Annotated in this window: 23 protein-coding genes; 17 read left to right on the top strand and 6 right to left on the bottom strand. The window is 64.8% G+C overall.

What is annotated here, in order from left to right; translation table 11 throughout:
- Positions 1 to 23: 23 nt before the first annotated feature.
- The 3 genes from IX761_RS13410 (at position 24) to IX761_RS13400 (ending at position 4,793) form a co-directional block, all read left to right on the top strand.
- Positions 24 to 2,726 carry a [protein-PII] uridylyltransferase gene (locus IX761_RS13410; protein ID WP_194790067.1) on the top strand — a complete coding sequence of 901 codons (2,703 nt, stop codon included), beginning with the start codon at positions 24 to 26 and terminating at the stop codon, positions 2,724 to 2,726.
- Between the two features lie 22 nt (positions 2,727 to 2,748).
- On the top strand, positions 2,749 to 3,942 hold the full coding sequence (gene dapC, locus IX761_RS13405; RefSeq protein ID WP_194790066.1) for a succinyldiaminopimelate transaminase: 1,194 nt from the start codon (positions 2,749 to 2,751) through the stop codon (positions 3,940 to 3,942).
- 104 nt (positions 3,943 to 4,046) lie between these two features.
- Positions 4,047 to 4,793, top strand: coding sequence for a M12 family metallopeptidase (locus IX761_RS13400; RefSeq protein ID WP_194790065.1), 747 nt, complete (start codon positions 4,047 to 4,049; stop codon positions 4,791 to 4,793).
- 4 nt (positions 4,794 to 4,797) lie between these two features.
- Here the strand turns inward: IX761_RS13400 and IX761_RS13395 are convergent, their stop codons facing one another.
- Entirely contained in the window at positions 4,798 to 6,444 is a 1,647-nt protein-coding gene (locus IX761_RS13395; RefSeq protein WP_194790064.1) for a Na+/H+ antiporter, read from the bottom strand.
- 242 nt (positions 6,445 to 6,686) lie between these two features.
- Here IX761_RS13395 and IX761_RS13390 point away from each other — a divergent pair, with 242 nt between their 5' ends.
- The 6 genes from IX761_RS13390 (at position 6,687) to IX761_RS13365 (ending at position 10,563) form a co-directional block, all read left to right on the top strand.
- Entirely contained in the window at positions 6,687 to 6,965 is a 279-nt protein-coding gene (locus tag IX761_RS13390) for a type II toxin-antitoxin system RelE/ParE family toxin (RefSeq protein WP_194790063.1), read from the top strand.
- 8 nt (positions 6,966 to 6,973) lie between these two features.
- Positions 6,974 to 7,273, top strand: coding sequence for a HigA family addiction module antitoxin (locus tag IX761_RS13385; protein ID WP_194790062.1), 300 nt, complete (start codon positions 6,974 to 6,976; stop codon positions 7,271 to 7,273).
- Positions 7,274 to 7,375: 102 nt separating this feature from the next.
- On the top strand, positions 7,376 to 7,723 hold the full coding sequence (locus IX761_RS13380; RefSeq protein ID WP_194790061.1) for an ArsC family reductase: 348 nt from the start codon (positions 7,376 to 7,378) through the stop codon (positions 7,721 to 7,723).
- Positions 7,724 to 7,766: 43 nt separating this feature from the next.
- Positions 7,767 to 8,801: a 2,3,4,5-tetrahydropyridine-2,6-dicarboxylate N-succinyltransferase gene (gene dapD, locus IX761_RS13375; RefSeq protein WP_194790060.1), complete on the top strand. Its 1,035-nt coding sequence runs from the start codon at positions 7,767 to 7,769 to the stop codon at positions 8,799 to 8,801.
- A gap of 149 nt (positions 8,802 to 8,950) precedes the next feature.
- Positions 8,951 to 10,156 carry a cysteine desulfurase gene (locus tag IX761_RS13370; RefSeq protein ID WP_194790059.1) on the top strand — a complete coding sequence of 402 codons (1,206 nt, stop codon included), beginning with the start codon at positions 8,951 to 8,953 and terminating at the stop codon, positions 10,154 to 10,156.
- The gene (locus tag IX761_RS13365) at positions 10,153 to 10,563 is read left to right on the top strand and encodes a SufE family protein (protein ID WP_194790058.1); all 411 of its coding nucleotides are present in this window, start codon (positions 10,153 to 10,155) and stop codon (positions 10,561 to 10,563) included. Before IX761_RS13370 ends, IX761_RS13365 begins: the two co-directional genes overlap by 4 nt.
- An 83-nt stretch (positions 10,564 to 10,646) precedes the next feature.
- Here the strand turns inward: IX761_RS13365 and tcdA are convergent, their stop codons facing one another.
- Positions 10,647 to 11,456 (bottom strand): tRNA cyclic N6-threonylcarbamoyladenosine(37) synthase TcdA, encoded by an 810-nt coding sequence (gene tcdA / locus IX761_RS13360; RefSeq protein WP_194790057.1) that lies wholly within the window; start codon positions 11,454 to 11,456, stop codon positions 10,647 to 10,649.
- A gap of 235 nt (positions 11,457 to 11,691) precedes the next feature.
- Here tcdA and IX761_RS13355 point away from each other — a divergent pair, with 235 nt between their 5' ends.
- The 4 genes from IX761_RS13355 (at position 11,692) to IX761_RS13340 (ending at position 16,840) form a co-directional block, all read left to right on the top strand.
- A complete protein-coding gene (locus tag IX761_RS13355; protein ID WP_194790056.1) occupies positions 11,692 to 14,283 on the top strand; it encodes a glycosyltransferase in 2,592 nt (863 codons plus the stop codon).
- Between the two features lie 195 nt (positions 14,284 to 14,478).
- Entirely contained in the window at positions 14,479 to 15,630 is a 1,152-nt protein-coding gene (dapE, locus tag IX761_RS13350) for a succinyl-diaminopimelate desuccinylase (RefSeq protein WP_194790055.1), read from the top strand.
- Positions 15,630 to 16,442 (top strand): putative RNA methyltransferase, encoded by an 813-nt coding sequence (locus IX761_RS13345; protein ID WP_194790054.1) that lies wholly within the window; start codon positions 15,630 to 15,632, stop codon positions 16,440 to 16,442. The genes dapE and IX761_RS13345 overlap by 1 nt, the downstream gene beginning before the upstream one ends.
- 20 nt (positions 16,443 to 16,462) lie before the next feature.
- A complete protein-coding gene (locus tag IX761_RS13340) occupies positions 16,463 to 16,840 on the top strand; it encodes a hypothetical protein (protein ID WP_194790053.1) in 378 nt (125 codons plus the stop codon).
- 64 nt (positions 16,841 to 16,904) lie between these two features.
- Here the strand turns inward: IX761_RS13340 and IX761_RS13335 are convergent, their stop codons facing one another.
- On the bottom strand, positions 16,905 to 17,114 hold the full coding sequence (locus IX761_RS13335) for a cold-shock protein (RefSeq protein WP_011535295.1): 210 nt from the start codon (positions 17,112 to 17,114) through the stop codon (positions 16,905 to 16,907).
- Between the two features lie 217 nt (positions 17,115 to 17,331).
- Between IX761_RS13335 and plsB the strand changes: the two genes are divergently transcribed.
- The 3 genes from plsB to IX761_RS13320 all read left to right on the top strand — a co-directional run bounded on the left by plsB (position 17,332) and on the right by IX761_RS13320 (position 21,152).
- On the top strand, positions 17,332 to 19,821 hold the full coding sequence (plsB, locus tag IX761_RS13330) for a glycerol-3-phosphate 1-O-acyltransferase PlsB (protein ID WP_194790052.1): 2,490 nt from the start codon (positions 17,332 to 17,334) through the stop codon (positions 19,819 to 19,821).
- 212 nt (positions 19,822 to 20,033) lie between these two features.
- Positions 20,034 to 20,432 carry a YbaY family lipoprotein gene (locus IX761_RS13325; protein ID WP_194790051.1) on the top strand — a complete coding sequence of 133 codons (399 nt, stop codon included), beginning with the start codon at positions 20,034 to 20,036 and terminating at the stop codon, positions 20,430 to 20,432.
- Positions 20,433 to 20,465: 33 nt separating this feature from the next.
- Complete coding sequence (locus tag IX761_RS13320) at positions 20,466 to 21,152, top strand: DUF4197 domain-containing protein (protein WP_194790050.1); 687 nt, start codon at positions 20,466 to 20,468, stop codon at positions 21,150 to 21,152.
- A 131-nt stretch (positions 21,153 to 21,283) separates the two neighbouring features.
- Here IX761_RS13320 and IX761_RS13315 read toward each other — a convergent pair whose 3' ends face one another.
- Positions 21,284 to 24,349, bottom strand: coding sequence for an efflux RND transporter permease subunit (locus IX761_RS13315; protein WP_194790049.1), 3,066 nt, complete (start codon positions 24,347 to 24,349; stop codon positions 21,284 to 21,286).
- Between the two features lie 6 nt (positions 24,350 to 24,355).
- Positions 24,356 to 25,453 (bottom strand): efflux RND transporter periplasmic adaptor subunit, encoded by a 1,098-nt coding sequence (locus IX761_RS13310; RefSeq protein ID WP_194790048.1) that lies wholly within the window; start codon positions 25,451 to 25,453, stop codon positions 24,356 to 24,358.
- A gap of 183 nt (positions 25,454 to 25,636) precedes the next feature.
- Between IX761_RS13310 and IX761_RS13305 the strand changes: the two genes are divergently transcribed.
- Entirely contained in the window at positions 25,637 to 26,266 is a 630-nt protein-coding gene (locus IX761_RS13305) for a TetR/AcrR family transcriptional regulator (RefSeq protein WP_194790047.1), read from the top strand.
- 204 nt (positions 26,267 to 26,470) lie between these two features.
- Here IX761_RS13305 and IX761_RS13300 read toward each other — a convergent pair.
- Positions 26,471 to 26,731 (bottom strand): integrase core domain-containing protein (locus IX761_RS13300; RefSeq protein WP_194790046.1); only part of this gene is annotated, 261 nt, incomplete at its 5' end.

The following is a 26,731-nucleotide window of genomic DNA, read 5'->3' as shown; positions in this document are numbered from 1 at the left end:
TTCATATAAAGGAACGCGACTCGATGCCCCAGGTGGATCCCGAGCTGTTCGACCGTGGCCAGTTCCAGGCGGAACTGGCCCTCAAGGCTAGCCCCATCGCCGCTTTCAAGAAGGCCATTCGCCTGGCCGGCGAGGTGCTCGACAAGCGTTTCCGTGACGGTGGTGAAATCCGCCGGTTGATCAACGACCGCGCCTGGTTCGTCGACAACATCCTGCAGCAAGCCTGGAACCAGTTCGACTGGGGGCAGCCGGACGGCATCGCGCTGGTCGCGGTGGGGGGCTACGGGCGAGGCGAGCTGCACCCCTGGTCGGACATCGACCTGCTGATCCTGCTCGACGCCGCCGCCCACGAACAGTACCGCGACGCCATCGAGCGCTTCCTGACGTTGCTGTGGGACATTGGCCTGGAAGTCGGCCAGAGCGTGCGCACCGTCGACGAATGCGCAGAGCAAGCCCGCGCCGACCTGACGGTGATCACCAACCTGATGGAAAGCCGCACCATCGCTGGCCCCGAGCCGTTGCGCCAGCGCATGCTGGAAGCTACCAGCACGGCGCACATGTGGCCGAGCAGGGAGTTCTTCCTGGCCAAGCGCGCCGAGCTCAAGGCCCGCCACCACAAGTACAACGACACCGAGTACAACCTCGAGCCCAACGTCAAGGGCGGCCCAGGTGGCCTGCGCGACATCCAGACCGTGCTGTGGGTGGCCCGCCGCCAGTACGGCACGCTCAATCTTCACGCCCTGGCCGGCGAGGACTTCCTGCTGGAAAGCGAGAGCGAACTGCTGGCGTCCTCGCAAGCCTTCCTCTGGCGCGTGCGCTACGCCCTGCACATGCTCGCCGGGCGCGCCGAGGACCGCCTGCTGTTCGACCACCAGCGCAGCATCGCCGCGCTGCTGGGCTACGCCGACGAGAACCCCAAGCGGGCCATCGAGCGCTTCATGCAGCAGTACTACCGGGTGGTGATGAGCATCAGCCAGTTGTGCGACCTGATCATCCAGCACTTCGAGGAAGTGATCCTCGCCGATGACGACAGCGGCACCACCACGCCACTCAATGCCCGCTTCCGCCTGCACGACGGCTACATCGAAGCGGTCAGCCCGAACGTGTTCCGCCGCACCCCGTTCGCCATGCTCGAGATCTTCGTGCTGATGGCCCAGCACCCCGAGATCAAGGGCGTGCGTGCCGACACCGTGCGCCTGCTGCGCGAGCATCGGCACCTGATCGACGACAAGTTCCGCCACGACATCCGCAACACCAGCCTGTTCATCGAGCTGTTCAAGTGCGAAATCGGCATCCACCGCAACCTGCGGCGGATGAACCGCTACGGCATCCTCGGCCGCTACCTGCCGGAATTCGGCCTGATCGTCGGGCAGATGCAGCACGACCTGTTCCACATCTATACGGTCGATGCGCACACCCTCAACCTGATCAAGCACCTGCGCAAGCTGCAATACACCCCGGTGTCGGAAAAATTCCCACTGGCCAGCAAGCTCATGGGCCGCCTGCCCAAGCCCGAGCTGATCTACCTGGCCGGCCTGTACCACGACATCGGCAAGGGCCGCCAGGGCGACCACTCCGAGCTCGGCGCAGTGGACGCCCAGGCGTTCTGCCAGCGCCACCAGCTCCCCGCCTGGGACAGCCGGCTGATTGCCTGGCTGGTGCTCAACCACCTGGTGATGTCCACCACCGCCCAGCGCAAGGACCTGTCCGACCCGCAGGTGATCAACGACTTCGCTCTGCATGTCGGTGACGAGACCCGCCTGGACTACCTCTATGTGCTGACCGTGGCCGACATCAATGCCACCAACCCCAGCCTGTGGAACTCCTGGCGCGCCAGCTTGCTGCGCCAGCTCTACACCGAGACCAAGCGAGCGCTGCGCCGGGGCCTGGAAAACCCGCTGGACCGCGAGGAGCAGATCCGCCAGACGCAAAGTGCGGCCCTGGACATCCTGATCCGCGAAGGCACCGACCCGGACGACGTCGAGCAGCTGTGGTCGCAGCTGGGCGACGATTACTTCCTCAAGCACACCGCCGCCGACGTGGCCTGGCACAGCGATGCGATCCTCCAGCAGCCGGCCGATGGCGGTCCGCTGGTGCTGATCAAGGAAACCACCCAGCGCGAGTTCGAGGGCGGCACGCAGATCTTCATCTATGCTCCCGACCAGCACGACTTCTTCGCGGTGACGGTGGCGGCGATGGCGCAGCTCAACCTGAACATCCATGACGCACGGATCATCACTTCCAGCAGCCAGTTCACCCTCGACACCTACATCGTGCTCGACAATGACGGCGGCTCGATCGGCGACAACCCGCAGCGTGTGAAGCAGATCCGCGACGGCCTGACCGAAGCCCTGCGCAACCCCGAGGACTACCCGACCATCATCCAGCGCCGGGTACCGCGCCAGCTCAAGCACTTCACCTTCCCGCCCCAGGTGACCATCCTCAACGACGCCCAGCGCCCGGTGACCGTCCTCGAGATCACCGCCCCCGACCGCCCCGGCTTGCTGGCGCGGATCGGGCGGATCTTCCTCGAGTTCGACATTTCGCTGCAGAACGCCAAGATCGCCACCCTCGGCGAGCGGGTGGAAGACGTGTTCTTCATTACCGACGCCGACAACCAGCCGCTGTCCGACCCACAGCTGTGCAGCCGCCTGCAGGAAGCCATCGTCCAGCAGTTGCAGGCCGGCCAAGCCAGCGACGCCAGCCCAACCCGCATGACCTTTTGACGATTAACGAGACCTTGCGCCGATGAACCACGCCTTGACCCAGCTCCAGCCCTACCCGTTCGAGAAACTGCGCGCCCTGCTGGGCACCGTGAAACCGGCAGCCGACAAGCGCGCCATCGCCCTGTCGATCGGCGAACCGAAGCATGAGTCGCCGGCGTTCGTCGCCAAGGCCATGGCCGACAACCTCGACAAGCTGGCGGTGTACCCGAGCACAATCGGCCTGCCCGCCCTGCGCCAGGCCATCGGCCAGTGGTGCGAGCGCCGCTTCAAGGTGCCGGCCGGCTGGCTCGATGCCGACCGCCACATCCTGCCGGTCAACGGCACCCGCGAGGCGCTGTTCGCCTTCACCCAGGCCGTGGTCAACCGCGCCGATGACGGCCTGGTGGTCAGCCCCAACCCCTTCTACCAGATCTACGAAGGTGCGGCGCTGCTGGCCGGCGCCACCCCGCACTACCTGCCATGCCTCGAGACCAACGGCTTCAACCCCGACTTCGACGCCGTGCCAGCCGAGGTCTGGAAGCGCTGCCAGATCCTGTTCCTGTGCTCGCCGGGCAACCCCACCGGCGCCCTGGTGCCCATGGACACCCTGAAAAAACTGATTGCCCTGGCTGACGAGTACGATTTCGTGATCGCCGCCGACGAGTGCTACAGCGAGCTGTACTTCGACGAAGACGCCCCACCACCCGGCCTGCTCAGCGCCTGCGCCGAGCTGGGCCGCAACGATTTCAAGCGTTGCGTGGTGTTCCACAGCCTGTCCAAACGCTCCAACCTGCCCGGCCTGCGCTCGGGCTTCGTCGCTGGCGACGCCAGCATCATCAAGCCATTCCTGCTCTACCGCACCTACCACGGCTGCGCCATGCCGGTGCAAACGCAACTGGCCAGCATCGCCGCCTGGCAGGACGAGGCCCACGTACGTGAGAACCGTGACCAGTACCGCGCCAAGTACGACGCCGTGCTCGACATCCTGCAACCGGTGATGGACGTGCAGCGCCCGGACGGCAGCTTCTACCTGTGGGCCAAGGTGCCGGGCAGCGACGCCGATTTCACCCGCGACCTGTTCGAGGCCGAGCATGTGACCGTGGTGCCGGGTTCGTACCTTTCCCGTGAAGTGGACGGCGTCAACCCAGGTGCCGGGCGTGTGCGCATGGCGCTGGTCGCACCATTGGCTGAGTGCATCGAGGCGGCCGAGCGTATTCGCGCGTTCCTCGACCGCTGAGACTGAGGCGACGCCACTCGGGGTCGCCAGACCAAGCAATATGTACCGCATCGACCGGTACCGCAGCGGGAAAACTTCGCCCCCCCACTTACGGAGTTTTCCCGATGCATCCGCTCGTACTTCCTCGCCGCATTACCCCTTCGAACCTACAGCTCGCGCGTGAGCTGGCGATTGCCGAGAACCCGCGCAATGCTGGCGGCGGCATTGCCAATGGACATCGTCAAAAACGCTCGCACGGCACCGTTGGCAAGCTCTGGCAGCCTGGTCGCACCCTGTGGGTATCCTTTCTTGGTACGCCTGATCGGCGCCTCAAGACCGGCATCTTCGATCTGGCCTGCCAATGGCTTGATCTGTCCGATGCCAATTTGTACCTCGATCTGACCCACGATAACGACCCGACTGCGCAGATCAGGGTTCGAACAGGGCGTTCGCTCGCACGCAACGAGTCCTACGTAGGCACCGACGCCCTGACGGCGACCGCCGAGACCATGAACCTCAATGTCCAGCCGGGTGATGCCAGCTTCGAGCATGTGGTACTGCACGAGTTCGGCCACGCGCTGGGGGCGGAACACGAACACCAGCACCCGGATGCCGCGATCCCGTGGAACATGATCGAAGTCCTCAAGCAGGTGTCCGAATCGCTGGGCTGGAGCTACCAGGAAATCATGGAGGAAATGATCGGCACTCGCGACGACGTGGGTCTGGTGAAAACCGCCTACGACCCGACCTCGGTCATGCACTACGCGGTGCCACAGGCATTCACCCACGGCGACTGGGAGGTCGGCCTGAACAGCACGCTGAGCGAAAAGGACCTGGCCTTCATGCGCCTGGCCTACCCTTTAGACGCCTGATCAGCTACCTGACCTGCCCCAGCTTCGCCTCGCTCAGGTCCAGTTCGCCCAGTACCTGGCGCACCACCTCATCCCCCACCCGATGCTGGCGGTGCAGGTTGTACAGCTCCAGCCGCTGGGCGCGCAGCGCACGCAGGCGCAGGCGGCGCTCCAGCAGGTCCATCTGTTCGGCCAGGGCGCGGGCCTCGGCACTGTCGTTGTAACTGTCGAGTTCATCCCGGTACTCGGCCATCAACCGCGCCTTGAGCTCGACCGCCAGGGCAGCCTGGGCAGCGTCCTGGGGCGCATTGGCATCCGTCACTTCTTGCGCCTCCAGTGCGTGGATCGCTGCTTCCGCGGTTCGTCGCCAGGCTTCCTGGACCTCCTGACGCAGGCGCTCGTCCGGGCTGCGGGTGACCCCGCGCAACAGGATCGGCAAGGCGATCACGGCACTGATCAGCGACAACAAAATGACCCCGGCGGCGATGAAAATCAGCAGGTCGCGCTCGGGGAAGGCCTTGCCGGCCCCGATCAGCAGCGGGATCGACATGACACCGGCCAGGGTCACCGCCCCGCGCACCCCACCCAGGGTCAGCAGCCAGCAGGACCGCGCGGTCGGCATCAGCACCAGCGCCGGCTTGCCACGCCAGCGCCGCACCACACCGATGGCGCGCCAGATGCTCTGCACCCAGACGAAGCGCAGCAGTACTAGTGCCGCGAAGATCGCCACGACATCCAGGCAGCGCCAGGCCAGGGTCGGCCAGGCCGCCGCCTCGTCACTCACCACCGCCTTGATGATGTCCGGCAATTGCAAACCAAGCAGCAGGAAGATCAGGCCGTTGAAGGCAAACTCCAGCAACGACCAGACACTGCGGTTTAACAGGCGCGTGCTGGTCTGGCGCGGCAACAGGTCGAGCCAGCTCTGCATCATCCCTGCCGCCACCGCCGAGAGAATCCCCGAAACGCCCAGGCGTTCGGCCAGCACGTAGGCAGCGAACGGCAGCAACAGCATGAACACCACATGGGTGGCCGGGTCATCCCAACCGCGGGTGATCATCCACATGCGCAGGCGCCCCACCAGCCAGCTCAGCACCACCCCCACCGCCAGGCCGCCCAGGGCGACCAGGACGAAGGTGAGGCTGGCTTCGGCCAGGGAGAATACCCCGGTGATGGCCGCGACCAGGGCGAACTTGAAGGTCACCAGGCCCGAGGCGTCGTTCATCAGCGCCTCGCCCTGGAGCATGTGCATCAGCGGCGTGGGCAGGCGGTCCTGGGCAATGGCCGATACCGCCACGGCATCGGTGGGCGACAGCACCGCCGCCAGGGCGAAGGCCACCGCCAAGGGAATGCTCGGCAGCAGCCAGTGAATGAAGTAGCCGGCCCCGACCACGGTGAACAGCACCAGCCCTACCGCCAGTGCCACCACCGGGCCGCGGATGCGCCACAACTCGCGCTTGGGCATGCGCCAGCCATCGGCGAACAGCAGAGGAGGCAAGAACAGGAACAGGAACAGCTCAGGGTCCAGCGCCACATGCAAACCCAGCGTGGGCCAGGCCAGCAACGCACCTGCGCCGATCTGCACCAACGGCAGTGGCAGCGGCACCACCCGCCCCACCAGCTTTGACAGGCTTACCAGCATCAGCAGGATGAGAACGGTATAGGCTGACTGCATGGGCAAAACTTCCTGTGTAGGCGGAAAGACGCCAGCGAGGGCGAAACAGCGTCATGGAAACAATATGTTAGCGACCCCGCAGCAAACACGAACGCTACACAATGGTCGCAGGCGAGCAGCGAATATGTAACGCGATGATACATGGCGACGGATGGCAGCGATCCCGTCCATACCAAGGTTGAATCAAGTCATATGCCACGTATACTTCACCCATAACGAATAACGTTAAGCATTCCAACCCCATGATTAGAAGTTTTCGCTGCGATGAGACGCAAGCCTTGTTCATGACCGGAAAAACCCGCCGTTGGTCAGAGATCAAATCCGTCGCCGAACGCAAGCTGGCCATGCTGGACGCCAGCAAGGCGCTCCGGGACCTGCGATCGCCCCCAGGTAATCGTCTCGAACAGCTGTCGGGTAACCGTTCAGGGCAACACAGCATCCGCGTGAACGATCAATGGCGCGTGTGCTTCACCTGGACCGAAGACGGCCCGGCAAACGTTGAAATCGTCGACTACCACTGAGGTGAACTATGATCCAAAACGGTATGCGTCCCATCCATCCAGGCGAAGTCCTGCGTGAAGACTTCCAGAAGGAAATGGGCTTCAGCGCCGCTGCCCTGGCCCGCGCCCTCGGCGTTGCCACCCCGACCGTGAACAACATCTTGCGTGAGCGCGGTGGCGTTTCCGCCGACATGGCCTTGCGCCTGTCGGTCTGCCTGGACACCACGCCGGAGTTCTGGCTCAACCTGCAATCGTCGTTCGACCTGCGCATGGCGCAGCAGCAACATGGCGATGAGATCATCGGTTCGGTCCAGCGCCTGGTGGCCTGACGCCGAGCCACAGGCGTGGCGCAACAAGGGTCGATAACGCATAATCCTGCAACTCATTTTCGGGAGACTCCGGGGGCCAACCAGTAACCCCCGAACTAATCAATGGCTTACACTCTCTACGGCATCAAAGCCTGCGACACCATGAAAAAGGCCCGTACCTGGCTTGAAGAAAAGGCCATCGGCTTCGAGTTCCACGACTACAAGACCCAAGGCATCGACCGTGACAGCCTCGAACGCTGGTGCGACGAGCACGGCTGGGAAGTCGTGCTGAACCGCGCAGGGACCACCTTCCGCAAGCTCGACGACGCCAGCAAGGCCGACCTCGACCAGGCGAAGGCCGTCGAACTGATGCTCGCCCAACCGTCGATGATCAAGCGCCCGGTGCTCGACCTTGGTGGTCGCACCCTGGTCGGCTTCAAGCCCGACCTGTACGCCGCAGCGCTGGCCTGATCCCGCATTACGCTCCATCCCCCTTTTCGCATGAGGTAATCGCATGTCTCAATCGCTGTTCAGCCTGGCCTTCGGTGTCGGCACCCAGAACCGCCAGGGCGCCTGGCTGGAAGTCTTCTACGCGCAGCCAGTGCTCAAGCCGTCGGCTGAGCTGGTCGCCGCGATCGCCCCGGTGCTCGGCTACGAAGGTGGCAACCAGGCCATCGCCTTCAGCACCGCCCAGGCCGCGCAACTGGCCGAAGCCGTGAAAGGTGTCGATGCCACCCAAGCCGCCCTGCTGACCCGCCTGGCCGAGAGCCACAAGCCGCTGGTCGCCACACTGCTGGCCGAAGACGGCGCACTGGCTTCCACCCCCGAGGCCTACCTCAAGCTGCACCTGCTGTCGCACCGCCTGGTCAAGCCGCATGGCGTTTCGCTGGCCGGCATCTTCCCGCTGCTGCCAAACGTCGCCTGGACCAACCAGGGCGCCGTCGACCTCTCTGAACTGGCCGAACTGCAATTGGAAGCACGCCTGAAGGGCGAACTGCTGGAAGTGTTCTCGGTGGACAAGTTCCCGAAGATGACCGATTACGTCGTGCCGGCCGGCGTGCGTATCGCCGACACCGCCCGTGTGCGCCTGGGCGCCTACATCGGCGAAGGCACCACCATCATGCACGAGGGCTTCGTCAACTTTAACGCTGGCACCGAAGGCCCGGGCATGATCGAAGGCCGCGTCTCCGCTGGCGTGTTCGTCGGCAAGGGCTCGGACCTGGGCGGCGGCTGCTCGACCATGGGCACCCTGTCCGGTGGCGGCAACATCGTGATCAAGGTCGGCGAAGGCTGCCTGATTGGCGCCAACGCCGGTATTGGCATCCCGCTGGGCGACCGTAACACCGTCGAAGCCGGCCTGTACATCACCGCCGGCACCAAGGTGAACCTGCTGGATGAGAACAACCAGCTGGTCAAAGTGGTCAAGGCGCGCGACCTGGCCGGCCAGACCGACCTGCTGTTCCGCCGCAATTCGCTCAACGGCGCAGTGGAGTGCAAGACCCACAAGTCGGCCATCGAGCTGAACGAAGCGCTGCACGCCCACAACTGAGCCCCCCGTCCGTAGGACCGGCTTGCCGGCGAACACCGGCGTAGCCGGTGCCAACCACCGCGGCCTGCGGACCTTGGCAGGGTTGAAGTGATAAGATCGGGGCTGGCCGCAAGGTCAGCCCCGATTTTTCATTCCAGGCCCCCGCGAACATGTTCCAGCCCTCTCCCTGGCGTGCCGACTTCCCCGCCATCGCCGCCCTGCAACGGCAGCACCAGACCTACCTGGACAGCGCCGCCACCACGCAGAAACCCCAGGCCCTGCTCGACGCCCTGAGCCACTACTACGGCCACGGCGCGGCCAACGTGCACCGTGCCCAGCACCTGCCAGGCGCCCTCGCGACCCAGGCTTTCGAAGCCTCGCGCGACAAGGCCGCCGCCTGGCTCAACGCCGCCGATTCACGGCAGATCATCTTCACCCACGGCGCCACCTCGGCGCTGAACCTGCTGGCCTACGGCCTGGAACACCGTTTCGAAGCCGGTGACGAGATCGCCGTCAGCGCCCTGGAGCACCATGCCAACCTGCTGCCCTGGCAGCAGCTGGTCCATCGTCGCAAGCTGCGCCTGGTGGTACTGCCGGTGAACGAGCATGGCGTGGTCGACCTGGAACAGGCCCTGCAACTGATCGGCCCACGCACCCGCCTGCTCGCCATCAGCCAGCTGTCCAACGTGCTCGGCACCTGGCAGCCATTGGCGCCCCTGCTCGCCCATGCCCACGCCCAAGGCGCGCTGACCGTGGTCGACGGTGCCCAGGGCGTGGTCCACGGCCGTCATGACGTGCAGCAACTGGGCTGTGATTTCTACGTGTTTTCCAGCCACAAGCTCTATGGCCCGGAAGGCGTCGGTGTGCTGTACGGCCGCACCCAGGCGCTGGAGCTGTTGCGCCACTGGCAGTTTGGCGGCGAGATGGTGCAGTTGGCCGACTACCACAGCGCCAGCTTCCGCCCGGCCCCCCTGGGCTTCGAAGCCGGCACCCCGCCCATCGCCGGCGTGATCGGCCTGGGCGCGACCCTGGATTACCTGGCCAGTCTCGATGCCGGTGCCGTCGCCAGTCATGAAACCAGCCTGCACCAGCAATTGCTGCGTGGCCTGGCCGACCGCGAGGGTATCCGCGTGCTGGGCTCGCCCCAGGCGGCGCTGGCCAGCTTCGTCATCGACGGTGTGCACAACGCCGATATCGCCCACCTGCTGACCGAGCAGGGCATCGCCGTGCGCGCCGGCCACCATTGCGCCATGCCACTGCTCAAGGGGCTTGGGCTGGAGGGGGCGATCCGCGTGTCACTCGGGCTGTACACCGACAGCGATGACCTGCAGCGCTTCTTCGAGGCAATGGACCAGGGCCTGGAGTTGCTGCGATGAGCCTTTGCACGCAAGCAAGCCAGGCATTGGAAAGCTTCGAGCAGGCCCGGGGCTGGGAACAGCGGGCGCGCCTGCTGATGCAATGGGGCGACCGTCTTGCACCGCTGGACGACAGCGAAAAGACCGAGGTCAACCGGGTGCATGGCTGCGAGAGCATGGTGTGGCTGGTGGCCACTCAAGAGAACGGGCAGTGGCGGTTCAAGGCCAGCAGCGATGCGCGGCTGTTGCGCGGGTTGCTGGCGCTTTTGCTGGTCAGGGTGCAAGGGCTTTCCAGCACTGAGCTGGCAACCATGGACCTCAATGGCTGGTTCACCCAGCTCGGGTTGGAGCGGCAGTTGTCACCGTCGCGCAGCAATGGGCTGCATGCCGTATTGCGGCGAATGGCTGATCTAGCCAATGGCCGCTGATCCCATCGCGGGGCAAGCCCGCTCCCACGATGTTCATGCCCCCTTTGCGAGGGGGTGTGGGAGCGGGTTTGCCCCGCGATGGCTTACTCGGCCTTGACCCGCTCCGACGGCCGCCGCGCGCCGGCCACCAGTTTCTCCACCGCCTTGCTCGCCGCCACCATGCCGAATGTGGCGGTAACCATCATCACCGCCCCGAACCCGCCCGAGCAGTCCAGGCGCACGCCCTCCCCCACGAAGCTCTTCTGCAGGCACACGCTGCCATCGCCCTTGGGGTAACGCAGCTGTTCGCTGGAGAACACGCACGGCACCTGGTAATTACGGCTGGTATTACGCGAGAAGTTGTAGTCCCGGCGCAGGGTCGAGCGCACCCGCGAGGCCAGCGGGTCGTTGAAGGTCTTGTTGAGGTCGGCGATCTGGATCTGCGTCGGGTCGATCTGCCCACCCGCGCCACCGGTGGTGATGATGGCGATCTTGCGCCGCTTGCACCAGGCGATCAGCGCGGCCTTGGCCATCACGCTGTCGATGCAGTCGATCACGCAGTCCAGCTGCTCGGTGATGTACTCGGCCATGGTGTCGCGGGTGACGAAGTCGGCCACCGCATGCACCGTGCAGGCTGGATTGATCGCGCGCAGGCGCTCGGCCATCACCTCGACCTTGGGGCGCCCCACCTGGCCTTCCAGCGCATGGGCCTGGCGGTTGGTGTTGCTGACGCAGACATCGTCCAGGTCGAACAGGGTGATCTCGCCCACGCCACTGCGGGCCAGCGCCTCGGCCGCCCACGAGCCCACCCCGCCAATGCCGACGATGGCCACATGGGCATCGCGCAGGCGTTGCAGGCCGTCGTCGCCGTAAAGCCGGGCAACGCCGGCGAAGCGTGGGTCTTCTGTGCTCATGTTGCTACCTCGAAAAATTCGGCGCGCATTATATGCCAAGCGGCAAGTATCTGGGCCGGCGTTGGAAACTGCCCTGCCAAGCCTGCTTTAATGTCCTGTCACGCAGAATGATCTGACCGACAACCGAACGGGAACAGAACTTCACTCCCTGGCGAAAATCCAACGCACCGCCATCTCAGGCAGTGTAGGACCCACAGTTCGCCACCCGCGCCTCTCTTCGGAACCGCCAACGCCCATGTCATCACGCAAATTTGGTCTCAACCTGGTGGTGGTCCTGGCCATCGCCGCCCTGTTCACCGGGTTCTGGGCCCTGATCAACCGCCCGGTGTCCGCACCGGCCTGGCCGGAACAGATCTCCGGTTTTTCCTACTCGCCGTTCCGCCTCGGGCAGAGCCCGCAGAAGGGTCAATACCCCAGCGAAGACGAAATCCGCCAGGACCTCGAACAGCTCAACCAGCTGACCGACAACATCCGCATCTACACCGTCGAAGGCACCCAGGCCGAGGTCCCGCGCCTGGCCGAAGAACTGGGCCTGCGCGTCACCCTGGGGATCTGGATCAGCAACGACCTTGCGCGCAACGAGCGCGAGATCGAAAAGGCCATCGGCCTGGCCAACACCTCGCGCAGCGTGGTGCGGGTGGTGCTCGGCAACGAAGCGCTGTTCCGCGAAGAGGTCACCAGCGAACAATTGATCGGCTACCTCGACCGGGTACGCGCCGCGGTGAAGGTGCCGGTGACCACCAGCGAACAGTGGCATATCTGGAAGGAACATCCCGAGCTGGCCAAGCACGTCGACCTGATCGCCGCGCACATCCTGCCGTACTGGGAGTTCGTGCCGATGCAGGACTCGGTTCAGTTCGTCCTGGACCGCGCCCGCGAGCTGCGCAAGCAGTTCCCACGCAAGCCGCTGCTGCTCTCCGAAGTCGGCTGGCCGAGCAACGGCCGCATGCGCGGCGGCGCCGACGCCACCCAGGCCGACCAGGCGATCTACCTGCGCACCCTGGTCAACACCCTCAACCGTCGCGGCTACAACTACTTCGTCATCGAAGCCTACGACCAGCCGTGGAAGGCCAGCGACGAAGGCTCGGTGGGCGCCTACTGGGGTGTGTACAACGCCGAGCGCCAGCAGAAGTTCAACTTCGAAGGCCCGATCGTGGCGATCCCGCAATGGCGCGCCCTGGCCGTGGCCTCGGTGGTACTGGCGATGATCGCCCTGACGGTGCTGTTGATCGACGGCTCGGCCCTGCGCCAACGTGGGCGCACCTTCCTCACCTTCATCACCTTCCTCGGCGGCTCGGTGCTGGTGTGGATTGCCTATGACTACAGCCAGCAGTACAGCACCTGGTTCAGCCTGACGGTGGGTGTACTGCTGGCGTTGGGTGCCGTGGGCGTGTTCATCGTGTTGATGACCGAGGCCCACGAACTGGCCGAAGCGGTGTGGATCAACAAGCGCCGCCGCGAATTCCTGCCGGTGCAGGGCGACAGCGCCTACCGGCCGAAAGTCTCGGTGCACGTGCCGTGCTACAACGAGCCGCCGGAGATGGTGAAGCAGACCCTCGACGCCCTCGCCGCGCTGGACTACCCCGACTATGAAGTGCTGGTGATCGACAACAACACCAAGGACCCGGCGGTGTGGGAGCCGCTCAAGGCCCACTGCGAGAAGCTCGGTGAGCGCTTCCGCTTCTTCCATGTCGCCCCTCTGGCGGGCTTCAAGGGCGGTGCGCTGAACTACCTGATCCCGCACACCGCCAAGGACGCCGAAGTGATCGCGGTGATCGACTCGGACTACTGCGTCGACCGCAACTGGCTCAAGCACATGGTGCCGCACTTCGCTGACCCGAAGATCGCCGTGGTGCAGTCGCCACAGGACTACCGCGACCAGCATGAAAGCACTTTCAAGAAGCTGTGCTACAGCGAGTACAAGGGCTTCTTCCACATCGGCATGGTCACCCGCAACGACCGCGACGCGATCATCCAGCACGGCACCATGACCATGACAAGGCGCAGCGTGCTCGAAGAGCTGGGCTGGGCCGAATGGTGCATCTGCGAGGACGCCGAGCTGGGCCTGCGGGTGTTCGAGAAGGGCCTGTCGGCCGCCTATGCCCACAACAGCTACGGCAAGGGCCTGATGCCTGACACCTTCATCGACTTCAAGAAGCAACGTTTCCGCTGGGCCTATGGCGCCATCCAGATCATCAAGCACCACGCCGGCGCCCTGCTGCGCGGCAAGGGCAGCGAACTGACGCGTGGCCAGCGCTACCACTTCCTGGCCGGATGGCTGCCGTGGATCGCCGACGGCATGAACATCTTCTTCACCGTCGGCGCGCTGCTGTGGTCGGCGGCGATGATCATCGTGCCGCACCGGGTCGACCCGCCGCTGATGATGTTCGCCATCCCGCCCCTGGCGCTGTTCTTCTTCAAGGTCGGCAAGATCCTGTTCCTCTATCGCCGCGCGGTGGGCGTAAACCTGAAAGACGCCTTCGCCGCCGCGCTGGCAGGCTTGGCGCTGTCACATACCATCGCCAAGGCGGTGCTGTACGGCTTCTTCACCAGCAGCATGCCGTTTTTCCGCACCCCGAAGAATGCCGATAGCCATGGCCTGCTGGTGGCGCTCGCCGAAGCGCGCGAGGAGTTGTTCATCATGCTGCTGCTGTGGGGAGCGGCGCTGGGCATCTACCTGGTGCAGGGGCTGCCGAGTTCGGACATGAAGTTCTGGGTGGCGATGCTGCTGGTGCAATCGTTGCCCTATGTGGCGGCGTTGGTGATGGCGTTGCTGTCGTCGTTGCCAAAGCCTGCGCAGAAGGCTGCCGAGGTGCAGCAGGCTTGAGATCGCCGGGGGCTGCTACGCAGCCCATCGCGACGCAAGGCCGCTCCTACAAGAACATGCGGTCTCCTGTAGGAGCGGCCTTGTGTCGCGAAAGGGGCGCGACGCGGCCCCAATGGCCCGTGCCCGCCGAAAACATTTGATATAAGATAACGCCCCTAAGATTTTCCCGCCTTGCCTTGCCCCCGGAGTCCTTCAATGACGGCCCCAGCCGAGCTTTCGCCTACCCTGCAACTGGCCTGCGACCTGATCCGCCGCCCGTCGGTCACCCCGGTCGATGCCGACTGCCAGGCACAAATGATGAACCGCCTGGGCGCCGTCGGCTTCCAGCTCGAACCGCTGCGTTTCGAAGACGTCGACAACTTCTGGGCCACCCACGGCACCCAGGATGGCCCGGTGCTGTGCTTCGCCGGCCACACCGACGTGGTCCCCACCGGCCCGGTGCAGCAATGGCAGCACGAGCCGTTCGAAGCGCTGATCGACCAGGACGGCATGCTCTGCGGCCGTGGCGCCGCCGACATGAAAGGCAGCCTGGCGTCGATGGTGGTGGCCTGCGAGCGTTTCGTGCAGGACTACCCCAACCACCGCGGCAAGGTCGCCTTCCTGATCACCAGCGACGAGGAAGGCCCGGCCCACCATGGCACCAAGGCCGTGGTCGAGCTGCTCAAGGCCCGCAACGAGCGCCTGGACTGGTGCATCGTCGGCGAACCGTCGAGCACCACCCTGCTCGGTGACGTGGTCAAGAATGGCCGCCGTGGTTCGCTCGGCGCCAAGCTGACCGTGCGCGGCAAGCAGGGCCACGTGGCCTACCCGCACCTGGCGCGCAACCCGATCCACCTGGCCGCCCCGGCCCTGGCTGAATTGGCTGCCGAGCATTGGGACGAAGGCAACGCGTTCTTCCCGCCGACCAGCTTCCAGATCTCCAACCTCAATTCCGGTACCGGCGCCACCAACGTGGTCCCCGGTGACCTGACGGCCCTGTTCAACTTCCGTTTCTCCACCGAGTCGACCGTCGAAGGCTTGCAGCAGCGCGTCGCGGCGATCCTCGACAAGCACCAGTTGGAGTGGTCGATCGACTGGGCGCTGTCGGGCCTGCCGTTCCTCACCGAGCCGGGCGAGTTGCTCGACGCGGTGTCGTCGAGCATCAAGGCCGTCACCGGCCGCGAAACCCAACCGTCGACCAGCGGCGGCACCTCCGACGGCCGCTTCATCGCCACCATGGGCACGCAGGTGGTCGAGCTCGGCCCGGTCAACGCCACCATCCACCAGGTGGACGAGCGCATCCTGGCCAGCGACCTCGAGCTCCTGACCGAGATCTACTACCAGACCCTGGTGCGGTTGCTCGCCTGATGCTCGCCTGCCCACTCTGCCAGGCGCCGCTGGCGCGGCTCGACAACGGTGTGGCCTGCCCCGCCGGCCACCGTTTCGACCGTGCCCGCCAGGGCTACCTGAACCTGCTGCCGGTGCAGCACAAGAACAGCCGTGACCCAGGTGACAACCAAGCCATGGTCGAAGCCCGCCGTGACTTCCTCGACGCCGGCCACTACGCCCCTGTGGCGCGTCGCCTGGCTGAACTGGCCGCCGAACGTGCCCCCGGCACCTGGCTGGACATCGGCTGCGGCGAGGGTTATTACACCGCACAGATCGCCCAGGCGCTGCCGGCGGCCGACGGCTACGCCCTGGACATCTCCCGCGAAGCGGTCAAACGCGCCTGCCGCCGCGCCCCGCAAGTGACCTGGATGGTCGCCAGCATGGCCCGCGTGCCCATGGCCGACGCCAGCTGCGGCTTTATCGCCAGCGTGTTCAGCCCGCTCGACTGGGCCGAGGCCAAGCGCTTGCTGGCGCCCGGCGGCGGCCTGATGCGGGTCGGCCCGACCAGCGGCCACCTGATGGAACTGCGCGAGGTGCTCTACGATGAAGTGCGCCCCTATGCCGACGACAAGCACCTGGCCCTGGTGCCCGAGGGCATGGCCCACGCCCATGGCGAAGTGCTCGAGTTTCGCTTGAGCCTGGCGCAGCCCAAGGCCCGTGCCAACCTGCTGGCCATGACCCCGCACGGCTGGCGCGCCAGCGCCGAAAAGCGCGCCCAGGTGATCGACCAGCCCGAGCCGTTCGAGGTCACGGTTTCCATGCGTTATGACTATTTCGTGCGCCAAGACTGAGCACACTCAGGAGCCCCCCAATGCGCCAACCCGATATCGAGATTTATCTGAAGGACGCCGACGTCGATCACAAGCAGATCGCCGACTGGCTTGCCCAGGCCCTGGGCCCGTGCAGCGAATGGAAGCAGAAAGGCCAGACCTTCAAGTGCACGGCCGGTAACATTCCGGTCACCTGGTTACCGAAAGCTGTGGGGAAATGGAACAGCCTGTACCTGGAAAGCGACCAGACCCCCTGGGCCGATGACATTGCCTGCGCCCGCGCGGCATTCGCCGCACTGAATGTCGAAGTGCGTTGCGCGCCCGGTAGCTGGGCTGAAGAAGATGGTGAAGAAGATGCCGATCGCTGGATCCGCATCAGCGCCGACGGTGAAGAAGAAATCACCTGGCGCACCAGCTGAACGCTATTCGCATCAGGCTGCAAGTTCCACGGTCAACTTGCAGCTTGAGCGTGTAGCGCAAGGCTCAGAGCCCGACTACATCCTCGGCCTGCAGGCCTTTCTGGCCCTGCACGAGCGCGTATTCCACCTGCTGCCCTTCGACCAGGGTACGATGCCCCTCACCGCGGATAGCCCGATAGTGGACGAACACATCCGCACCACCTTCGCGCTGAATGAAGCCATAACCCTTGGCATCGTTGAACCACTTCACATTCCCAGTCTCACGAGACGACATCTGAACTACTCCGGATTTTTATTTTGAAGATCGCCTTGCTGACGCGGGCTCACTGCCCGTGCCGACGCCGCTTGACGAAATATTAAGCAAGCGGCAGGCCGAGTATATGACAGGGAACAAAAAATTTTCATGACGGTGCCGAATTTTGCTGAACTTACGCAGATACGGCAGACTAACCCCCTGTAAAAACAGCGAAACTTCACCAGAGCCCCACCCCATGACCCGTTCCCCCCTGCGCCGTCTGATTTTCGGCGCCCTGCGCCGCGTGCTGTACCTGTGGGTGCGTTCCGAGACCATCAACCAGTCTTCGCTCACCCTCAAGCTCGACCGCAGCCGCCCGGTGTTCTACGCCCTGCCCTCGCCGTCGCTCACCGACCTGGCCGTGATCGACCACGAGTGCACCAAAGCAGGGCTGCCGCGCCCGGTACTGCCGGTGGCAGTCGGTCCACTGCACGAGCCGGCGGCGTTCTTCTACCTGACCCCCGACCCGGACTGGCTCGGCCGTCAGGATAAACGCGGTGCACCGCCCACCCTGGAGCGGCTGGTCGCGGCGATCAGCCAGCACGCGGAGGAAGATGCGCAGATCATCCCGGTCAGTGTGTTCTGGGGGCAGACCCCGGCCAGCGAATCGAGCCCCTGGAAGCTGCTGTTCGCCGACAGCTGGGCGGTCACCGGGCGCCTGCGTCGATTGCTCAGTGTGCTGATCCTCGGGCGCAAGACCCGGGTGCAGTTCTCCGCGCCCATCCACCTGCGCGAACTGGTCGCCCACAACAAAGGCCATGAACGCACCGTGCGCATGGCCCAGCGGGTGATGCGGGTGCATTTTCGCAACCTCAAGACCGCGGTCATCGGCCCGGACATCTCGCACCGGCGCAACCTGGTCAAGGGCCTGGTGCACGACCCACTGGTGCGCCAGGCCATCAGCGATGAGGCCGAACGCGAGAAAATCCCCTACGCCAAGGCCGAGGCCAAGGCCCTGCACTACGGCAACGAGATCGCCTCGGACTACACCTACACCGCGATCCGCTTCCTCGAAGTGGTGCTCAGCTGGTTCTGGAACAAGATCTACGACGGCATCAAGGTCAATCACATCGAGCAGGTGCAGGGCATCGCGCCTGGCCACGAAGTAATCTACGTCCCCTGCCACCGCAGCCACATCGACTACCTGCTGTTGTCCTACCTGCTGTTCCGCAACGGCCTGACGCCGCCGCACATCGCCGCCGGCATCAACCTCAACATGCCGGTGATCGGCGGCCTGCTGCGCCGCGGCGGGGCGTTCTTCATGCGCCGCACGTTCAAGGGCAACCCGCTGTACACCGCGGTATTCAATGAGTACCTGCATACCCTGTTCACCAAGGGCTTCCCGGTGGAGTACTTCGTCGAGGGCGGGCGTTCGCGCACCGGGCGCATGCTGCAGCCGCGCACCGGCATGCTGGCGATCACCCTGCGCAGCTTCCTGCGCTCCTCGCGCACACCGATCGTCTTCGTGCCGGTGTACATCGGCTATGAACGGGTGCTGGAAGGCCGCACCTACCTGGGCGAACTGCGTGGTGCGAGCAAGAAGAAAGAGTCGATCTTCGACATCTTCAAGGTCATCGGTGCGCTGAAGCAGCGTTTCGGGCAGGTCTACGTCAACTTTGGCGAACCCATCCGCCTGGCCGGTTTCCTTGATGAGCAACAGCCCGGCTGGCGTGAGCAGGCGCTCGCCCCACAGTTCCGCCCGGATTGGCTCAACGACGCCACCACGCGCCTGGGCGAGACCGTCGCCCGCCACCTCAACGAGGCGGCGGCGATCAACCCGGTCAACCTGGTGGCCCTGGCGCTGCTGTCGACCAGCCGCCTGGCCCTCGACGAACGCGCCCTGACCCGTGTGCTCGACCTGTACCTGGCGTTGCTGCGCCAGGTGCCCTACTCGGCGCACACCACCTTGCCCGAGGGCGACGGCAGCGCGCTGATCAAGCACGTGCTGGGCATGGACCTGCTGGCTGAACAGAAGGATGCGCTGGGCCGCATCCTGTACCTGGACGAAGCCAACGCGGTACTGATGACCTACTACCGCAACAACGTGCTGCATATCTTCGCCCTGCCGGCGCTGCTGGCGAGCTTCTTCCTCAGCAGCTCGCGCATGAGCCGCGACCTGGTCGGCCAGTACGTCAAGGCGCTGTACCCGTACTTGCAGGCCGAACTGTTCCTGCGCTGGACGCCGGCGCAACTGGACGAGGTCATCGACCAATGGCTGGCGGCGCTGGTCGAGCAAGGCCTGCTGCGCTTCGAGAACGGTGTGTACCTGCGCCCGGCACCGAGCTCGCGGCAATTCGTGCTGCTGACGCTGCTGGCGCGCACCATTACCCAGACCCTGCAGCGGTTCTACATGGCCACTTCGTTGTTGCTCAACAGTGGCCAGCACACGCTGACGGCCGAAGAGCTGGAGGAGCTGTGCGTGATGATGGCCCAGCGCCTGTCGATCCTGCATGGGCTCAACGCCCCGGAGTTCTTCGACAAGACCCTGTTCCGCCACTTTATCCAGACGCTGGTGCGCGAAGGGGTGCTGCGCCCCGACGGCAACGGCAAGCTGGGTTATCACGACAAGCTGGCGGAACTGGCTGAAGGTGTGGCCAAGCGCGTGCTGTCGGCCGAGCTGCGGCTGTCGATTCGTCAGGTGGCGTTGCACCGCGATGAGGCGCTGGAGCCTGCTTCGGTCGAGTAACAACTAATGGGACTGCTGCGCAGCCCTTTCGCGGGCAAGCCCGCTCCCACAGGTACAGCGCCAACTTCGGGAGTGCGCTGTACCTGTGGGAGCGGGCTTGCCCGCGAAAGGGCCGCGCTGCGGCCCTGGTACGGATGGCCGCACACCACGCGAAAATCCGCTAAAGTCCCCGCAGTTGGCCACAAGCCGACCCCCTGTACACCGGAGATCCCATGAAAAAACTCTTCACCCTGTGCTGCGCTACCCTGCTTGCAGCCTGCTCCAGCAACACCCCGTCGAACCAGGCCAGCCTGGATGGCGAAGTCTTCTACCTGCAGCGCATCGCCCTGCCACCGGCCGCCACCCTCAACGTGGCCCTGCAGGACGTGTCGCTGATGGACGCCCCGGCCGTCACCCTGGCCAGCCAGAATGGCCCGGTCAAAGGCAACGTGCCGCTGCCCTTCCACCTCAAGTACGACCCGGCCCAGATCAAACCCGGCCACCGCTACGCGGTGAGCGCGCGCATCGAGCTGGACGGCAAGCTGCTGTTCATCAACACCGAGCACCATGGCGTGATGCTCGACGGCAGCGACCAGCAGCCGGTGCGGATCAAGGTCGACCCAGTCCGCTGAGCCTCGCCCCTCTTTGCCCATAAGGAAATACCCATGCTCCGCACCTCCCTGCGCTTCACCACCCTTTGCGCCGGCCTGCTGCTGTCGGCCAGCGCCCTGGCCCTGTCGCTGGGCGACCTGTCGCAAAGCGATGCCAGCGGCGGCCTGAAGGACGCCCTCACCCAAGGCACGCAGATTGCCGTCAAGCAACTGAGCACCCCGGGCGGTTTCAGCAACAACCCGGACGTGCGCATCGAACTGCCGGGCAACCTCGGCAAGGCCGCCAAGGCCATGAAGATGTTCGGCAAGGGCGACCAGGTCGAAGCCCTGGAAACCAGCATGAACAAGGCGGCCGAGGCGGCCGTGCCCCAGGCCCAGGCGATCCTGGTGGATGCGGTGAAGAAGATGACCGTGACCGATGCCAAGGGCATCCTCAGCGGCGGCCAGGATTCGGCCACGCAGTACCTGAACAAGAGCAGCCGCGAGCAGATCCGCGCCAAGTTCCTGCCGATCGTCAAGCAGGCCACCGACCAGGTCGGCCTGGCCCAGCAGTACAACAGCTTTGCTGGGCAGGCCAAGGGTCTGGGGCTGATCAAGGATGACGCCAATATCGAGAACTACGTGACCGAGAAGGCGTTGGACGGGCTGTTCGAAATGATCGGCAAGCAGGAAGAGAGCATTCGCCAGAACCCGGCGGGGGCGGCGACCAGCCTGGCCAAGAAGGTATTTGGCGCGCTGTGATGCTGAGCTGAGAACCAGTGGGCTGCTGCGCAGCCCTTTCGCGGCACGAGGCCGCTCCTACAGGGGTTCGCGCTCGCCTGTAGGAGCGGCCTTGTGCCGCGAATGGAGGGCAAAGCCCTCCCACTGGTTCTTCAGTCCTTCCTGACCCTGAACCACGCCGCATACAACGCCGGCAGGAACAGCAGCGTCAGTACCGTGGCCACGATCAGCCCGCCCATGATCGCCACCGCCATCGGCCCGTAGAACACACTCCTAGACAGCGGAATCATCGCCAGCACCGCCGCCAGCGCGGTCAGCACGATCGGCCTGAAGCGCCGCACCGTAGCCTCGATGATCGCCTGCCAGCGGTCCAACCCGGCGGCGATATCCTGCTCGATCTGGTCCACCAGGATTACCGAGTTACGCATGATCATCCCCGCCAGGGCGATGGTCCCGAGCATGGCGACGAAGCCGAACGGCTGGCGGAACACCAGCAGGAACAACGTCACGCCGATCAACCCCAGGGGGGCGGTGAGGAACACCATGAACATCCGCGAGAAGCTGCGCAGCTGGATCATCAGCAAGCTCAGCACCACCACGATGAACAATGGCATGCCGGCGTTCACCGAGCGTTGCCCGCGCTCGGAGTCTTCCACCGTGCCACCCACGTCCAGCAAGTAGCCGTCTGGCAGTTCGCTCTTGATCTGCTGCAAGGTCGGCTGAATCTGCTTCACCAGCGTCGCAGGTTGTTCCTTGTCGTAGATGTCAGCACGCACGGTCACCGTCGGCAGGCGGTTGCGGTGCCAGATGATGCCTTCCTCGAAGCCGTACTCCAGGGTCGCCACCTGCGACAGCACCACACTCTGACCGTTGTCGGTGGGCACCGCCAGGCTGCCCAGGTTACCCAGCTCACGGCGTTCCTCGGGGGTGCCGCGCAACAGGATCTCGATCAGCTCGTTGTCTTCACGGTACTGGCTGACGTTGCTGCCGGTCAGCGAGCTTTGCAGGAAACTCGACAAGTGCGCCGTGCTCACGCCCAGGGCGCGTGCGCGGTCCTGATCGATATCCAGGTAGACCGCCTTGCTCGGTTCTTCCCAATCCAAGTGCACGTTGACCACATGGGGGTTCTCACGCACCTTGGCTGCCACTTCACGGGCCAGCGCACGGACCTTCTCGATGTGCTCACCAGTGACGCGGAACTGCACCGGGTAGCCCACGGGCGGGCCGTTTTCCAGGCGGGTGACCCGCGAACGCAGGTCGGGGAACTGCTCATCGAGGGTGGCGATCAACCAACTGCGCAGGCGCTCACGCTCTTCCAGCGACTTGGCCAGCACCACGAACTGGGCGAAGCTCGCCGCCGGCAGTTGCTGGTCCAGCGGCAGGTAGAAACGCGGCGAACCGGTGCCGACATAGGCAACGTAGTTGTCGATGCCGTCCTGTTGCTTGAGCAGTGCCTCCAACTGCTTGACCCGTTCGGCGGTGTTGTTCAGCGAGGCGCCTTCGGCCAGCTTGAGGTCGACCATCAGCTCCGGGCGCCCGGAGGCCGGGAAGAACTGTTGAGGCACGAAGCGGAACAGCAGGATGCTGCCGACGAACGCGGCGATGGTCAGCACGATGACCGTCTTGCGTCGCCGCACGCACCACTCCACCACCCGCCGCACACGCTGATAGAACGGCGTGGCGTACGGATCGGGCGCATGCCCGTCGCTGCCATGGCGCGCCGCATGCAGCTTGGCCAGGTCCGGCAGCAGGCGCTCGCCCAGGTAAGGCACGAACACCACCGCCGCCACCCACGAGGTCAGCAGGGCGATGGTCACCACCTGGAAGATCGAACGGGTGTACTCACCGGTGCTCGACGCCGCCGTGGCGATCGGCAGGAAGCCCGCCGCGGTGATCAGGGTGCCGGTGAGCATCGGGAAGGCCGTGCTGCTCCAGGCATAGCTGGCCGCCTTGAGCCGGTCGTAGCCCTGCTCCATCTTGATCGCCATCATCTCCACGGCGATGATCGCATCGTCCACCAGCAGCCCCAGCGCCAGCACCAGCGCCCCCAGCGAGATCTTGTGCAGGCCGATGCCGAAGTAGTGCATCAGGGCGAAGGTCATGGCCAGCACCAGCGGAATCGCCAGCGCCACCACCAGCCCGGTGCGCATGCCCAGTGAGAAGAAACTCACCAGCAATACGATGGCCAGGGCCTCGACCAGCACCTGGACGAACTCGCCGACGCCCGCCTTCACCGCGGCCGGCTGGTCGGACACCTTGCGCAGCTGCATGCCTGCCGGCAGCCCTTCTGCCAAGCGGGCAAACTCGCCTTCCAGGGCCTTGCCCAGCACCAGAATGTCTCCGCCGTCCTTCATCGACACCGCAAGCCCAATGGCGTCCTCACCCATAAAGCGCATGCGCGGTGCGGGTGGGTCATTGAACCCGCGCTGCACGTCGGCGACATCGCCGATACGGAAGGTGCGGTCGCCCACCCGAATGGGGAACTGACGGATCTGCTCGACACTGTCGAAGCGCCCACTGACCCTAAGTTGCAGGCGCTCGCTGGGGGTTTCGAAAAAGCCTGCGGTGCTCACCGCGTTCTGCTCGCGCAACGCCTGCTGTACCGCGGCCAGCGGAACACCGAGTGTCGCCAGCTTGACGTTGGACAGCTCGATCCAGATTTTCTCGTCCTGCAAGCCGATCAGCTCGACCTTGCCCACGTCCTTGACCCGTTGCAGCTGGATCTGGATGCGGTCGGCGTAATCCTTTAGTACCGCGTAGTCGAAGCCTTGGCCGGTCAGTGCGTAGATGTTGCCGAAGGTGGTACCGAACTCATCGTTGAAGAACGGCCCCTGGGCCTCGGGTGGCAGGGTGTGCTTGATGTCCGCGACCTTCTTGCGGATCTGGTACCACAGCTCGGGGATATCCTTGGAATGCATCGAGTCGCGGGCCATGAAGGTGACCTGGGACTCGCCCGGCCGGGAGAACGAGACGATTTTCTCGTACTCGCCGGTCTCCATCAGCTTCTTCTCGATGCGCTCGGTGACCTGGCGCGACACTTCTTCAGCGGTTGCCCCTGGCCACAGCGTGCGAATGACCATGGCCTTGAACGTGAACGGCGGATCTTCGCTCTGCCCGAGCTTGGTGTAGGACATGGCGCCAATGGCTGCCAACAGGATCATCAGGAACAGTACGATCTGGCGATTGCGCAGCGCCCAGGCGGAAAGGTTGAAACCCATCGGGACTTACTCCTTGGCCGCCAGGTTCACTTCACGGTTGCTGCGGTCCACTGGCCGCACCTGCTGCCCCTCGCGCAGCACATGGCCGCCGGCGGCAACCACCCAGTCGCTGGCCTGAAGGCCCTCGAGCACGGGTACGCTGTCGGCACCGTAGGGGCCCAGGCGCACCGGGGCGCGTTCGAGGCGGTTGTCCTTGCCGACGCGCCAGACATAGGCCTGCCCGGCCTCCGCGGTGACGGCCGAGAGCGGCACCGCCAGGGGTGCGCGCTCGGCGTGGGCGATGAACACCCGGGCGCTTTGGCCCAGTTCGGCTGGCGCGTTGCTGGAGGTGAAGGCGATGCGCGCGGCGAAGGTCCGGGAGCGGGGGTCAGCCGCTGGCGACAGCTCGCGAATACGCCCTTCGAACCGTTGGTTCGGGTGCGTCCAGAGCTCGACACTGACCGCCTGGCCGACGGCGAAGCGGGCGAACTGCTGTTCTGGCAGGCCGATCGCCACTTCACGCTCGCCGTCGGCGGCCAGGGTGAACACCGTCTGCCCGGCGCCCACCACCTGCCCTACCTCAACCTGGCGCTTGGCGATCACCCCGGCCTGGGGCGCGCGCAGCACGGCGTATTCGGCTTGGTTACCGGCCACCTCGAACTCAGCCTTGGCCTGCTTCAGGCGGGCAAGGCCGGCACGGTAGAGGTTCTCGGCGTTATCGAACTGGGAGTGGCTGACCATCTGCCTATCAAGCAACTTCTGATAGCGATCACGCTCGGTGCGCACCAGCGCCAGGTTGGCTTCGGCGGCAGCCACCTGGGCGCGGTTGGCTTCCAGTTGCAGGCGCACATCCTGCGGGTCGAGTTCGGCCAGCGGCTGTTCGGCCTTGACCCGCTGCCCCTCCTCCACCAGGCGCCTGGTTACCTTGCCGCCGATGCGGAAGGCCAGCTCCGGCTCGAAACGCGCGCGTACTTCGCCGGGGTAGCTGTCTGCCGAGGCCCCCGCCGGCTGGGGCTGAACCACCAGCGCCGGGCGCGGCGCCGTGGGTGGCGCGGCCTGCTGGCCGCAGGCGGTGAGCAGCACGAGGGCCGCGGGCAGGGTGAGGGACAACGCACGACGCAACATGATGGAAGACCTTTGGCAGAGGGCGCATCGAATATTTATACTGGCGAGTATATTAAATCAGCAAAACGGGCCGGGGAAGCGGGCAGGCGCGAGAAAAAACGTAATAGCGTGGCGACGTACGCTACAGCCTGACAGTCCGCGACCCGGTAAGATGCTCACCTTTCACCAACGATACGGTTCCCAATGTCCAACGACGCACCCATCGGCCCTGGCCGGCCGAAGGACCTGGCCAAGCGCGAGGCCATCCTCGAAGCCGCCAAGTCGCTGTTCCTCAGCCTTGGCTATGCCAACACCAGCATGGATGCGGTCGCTGCGGCGGCAGGTGTTTCAAAACTCACGGTCTACAGCCATTTCACCGACAAGCAGACGCTGTTCGGCGCGGCGGTCATGGCGACGTGCCAGACGCAATTGCCCGACTTGATCTTCGAGTACCCCGAGGGGGTGCCGCTGGAGGATGTGTTGCTGAATATCGCCCGGGGGTTCCAGGCGCTGATCAGCTCGGACGAGTCGGTCAAGCTCAGCCGGTTGATCATTGCCCTGGGCAGCCAAGACCCGAGTTTCGGGCAGTACTTCTACGAGGCCGGGCCCAAGCGGGTGGTGGCGGGGATGGAGGCGTTGCTGCGTGGGGTCGGTCAACGGGGGTTGCTGCGGATCGATAACCCGTTGCGGGCGGCGGAGCAGTTCTTCTGCCTGGTCAAGGGGGCGCCGGATTATCGGTTGTTGATCGGGTGTGCACCGGCGCTTACGGGGGATGAGGCGGAGGTGCATGTGCGGGAGGCGGTTGAGGTGTTTGTTCGGGCTTATCGGGTTTAGGGGTCGGGCTCGGGCTCGGGCTCGGGCTCGGGCTCGGGCTCGGGGGTTAGTGTGCTGGTTTTTAGATTTCGGTGCATATCCATTCACGATAGCGACCTTTCGGCACCTTTCCGCCCTTACGGCGGCTTACTTTTTTCTTGCCTCGCCGGCCGCGTCAAAAGTAAGCATGGGCCTGTCCCGTGACAACGGACGCCAAAAAGCTGGTTATTTAGCCTTCTGCCTTAAGCTCTTGGCATATTCGTTCGGAGAACGGTAGCCAAGGGCGGAGTGCAGCCGACAGCTGTTGTAAAAACCATGAACATAGCTGGCGATGGCTAGTTGAGCATGTCGTTTACTGGGATATGCACTGAATGCTTCTTCCCTTTTCAGCGTAGCGAAGAAGCTCTCAGCCACTGCGTTGTCCCAGCAGTTTCCCTTTCGGCTCATGCTTTGCGTGAAGTCTTTCCTGGCCAGTACCGATTGGAA

The organism is Pseudomonas sp. UFMG81 (assembly GCF_015354575.1).
GTDB lineage: Bacteria > Pseudomonadota > Gammaproteobacteria > Pseudomonadales > Pseudomonadaceae > Aquipseudomonas.
Note: the sequence above shows the minus strand (reverse complement) of the source record. Positions and strands in the feature narration are given on the sequence as shown.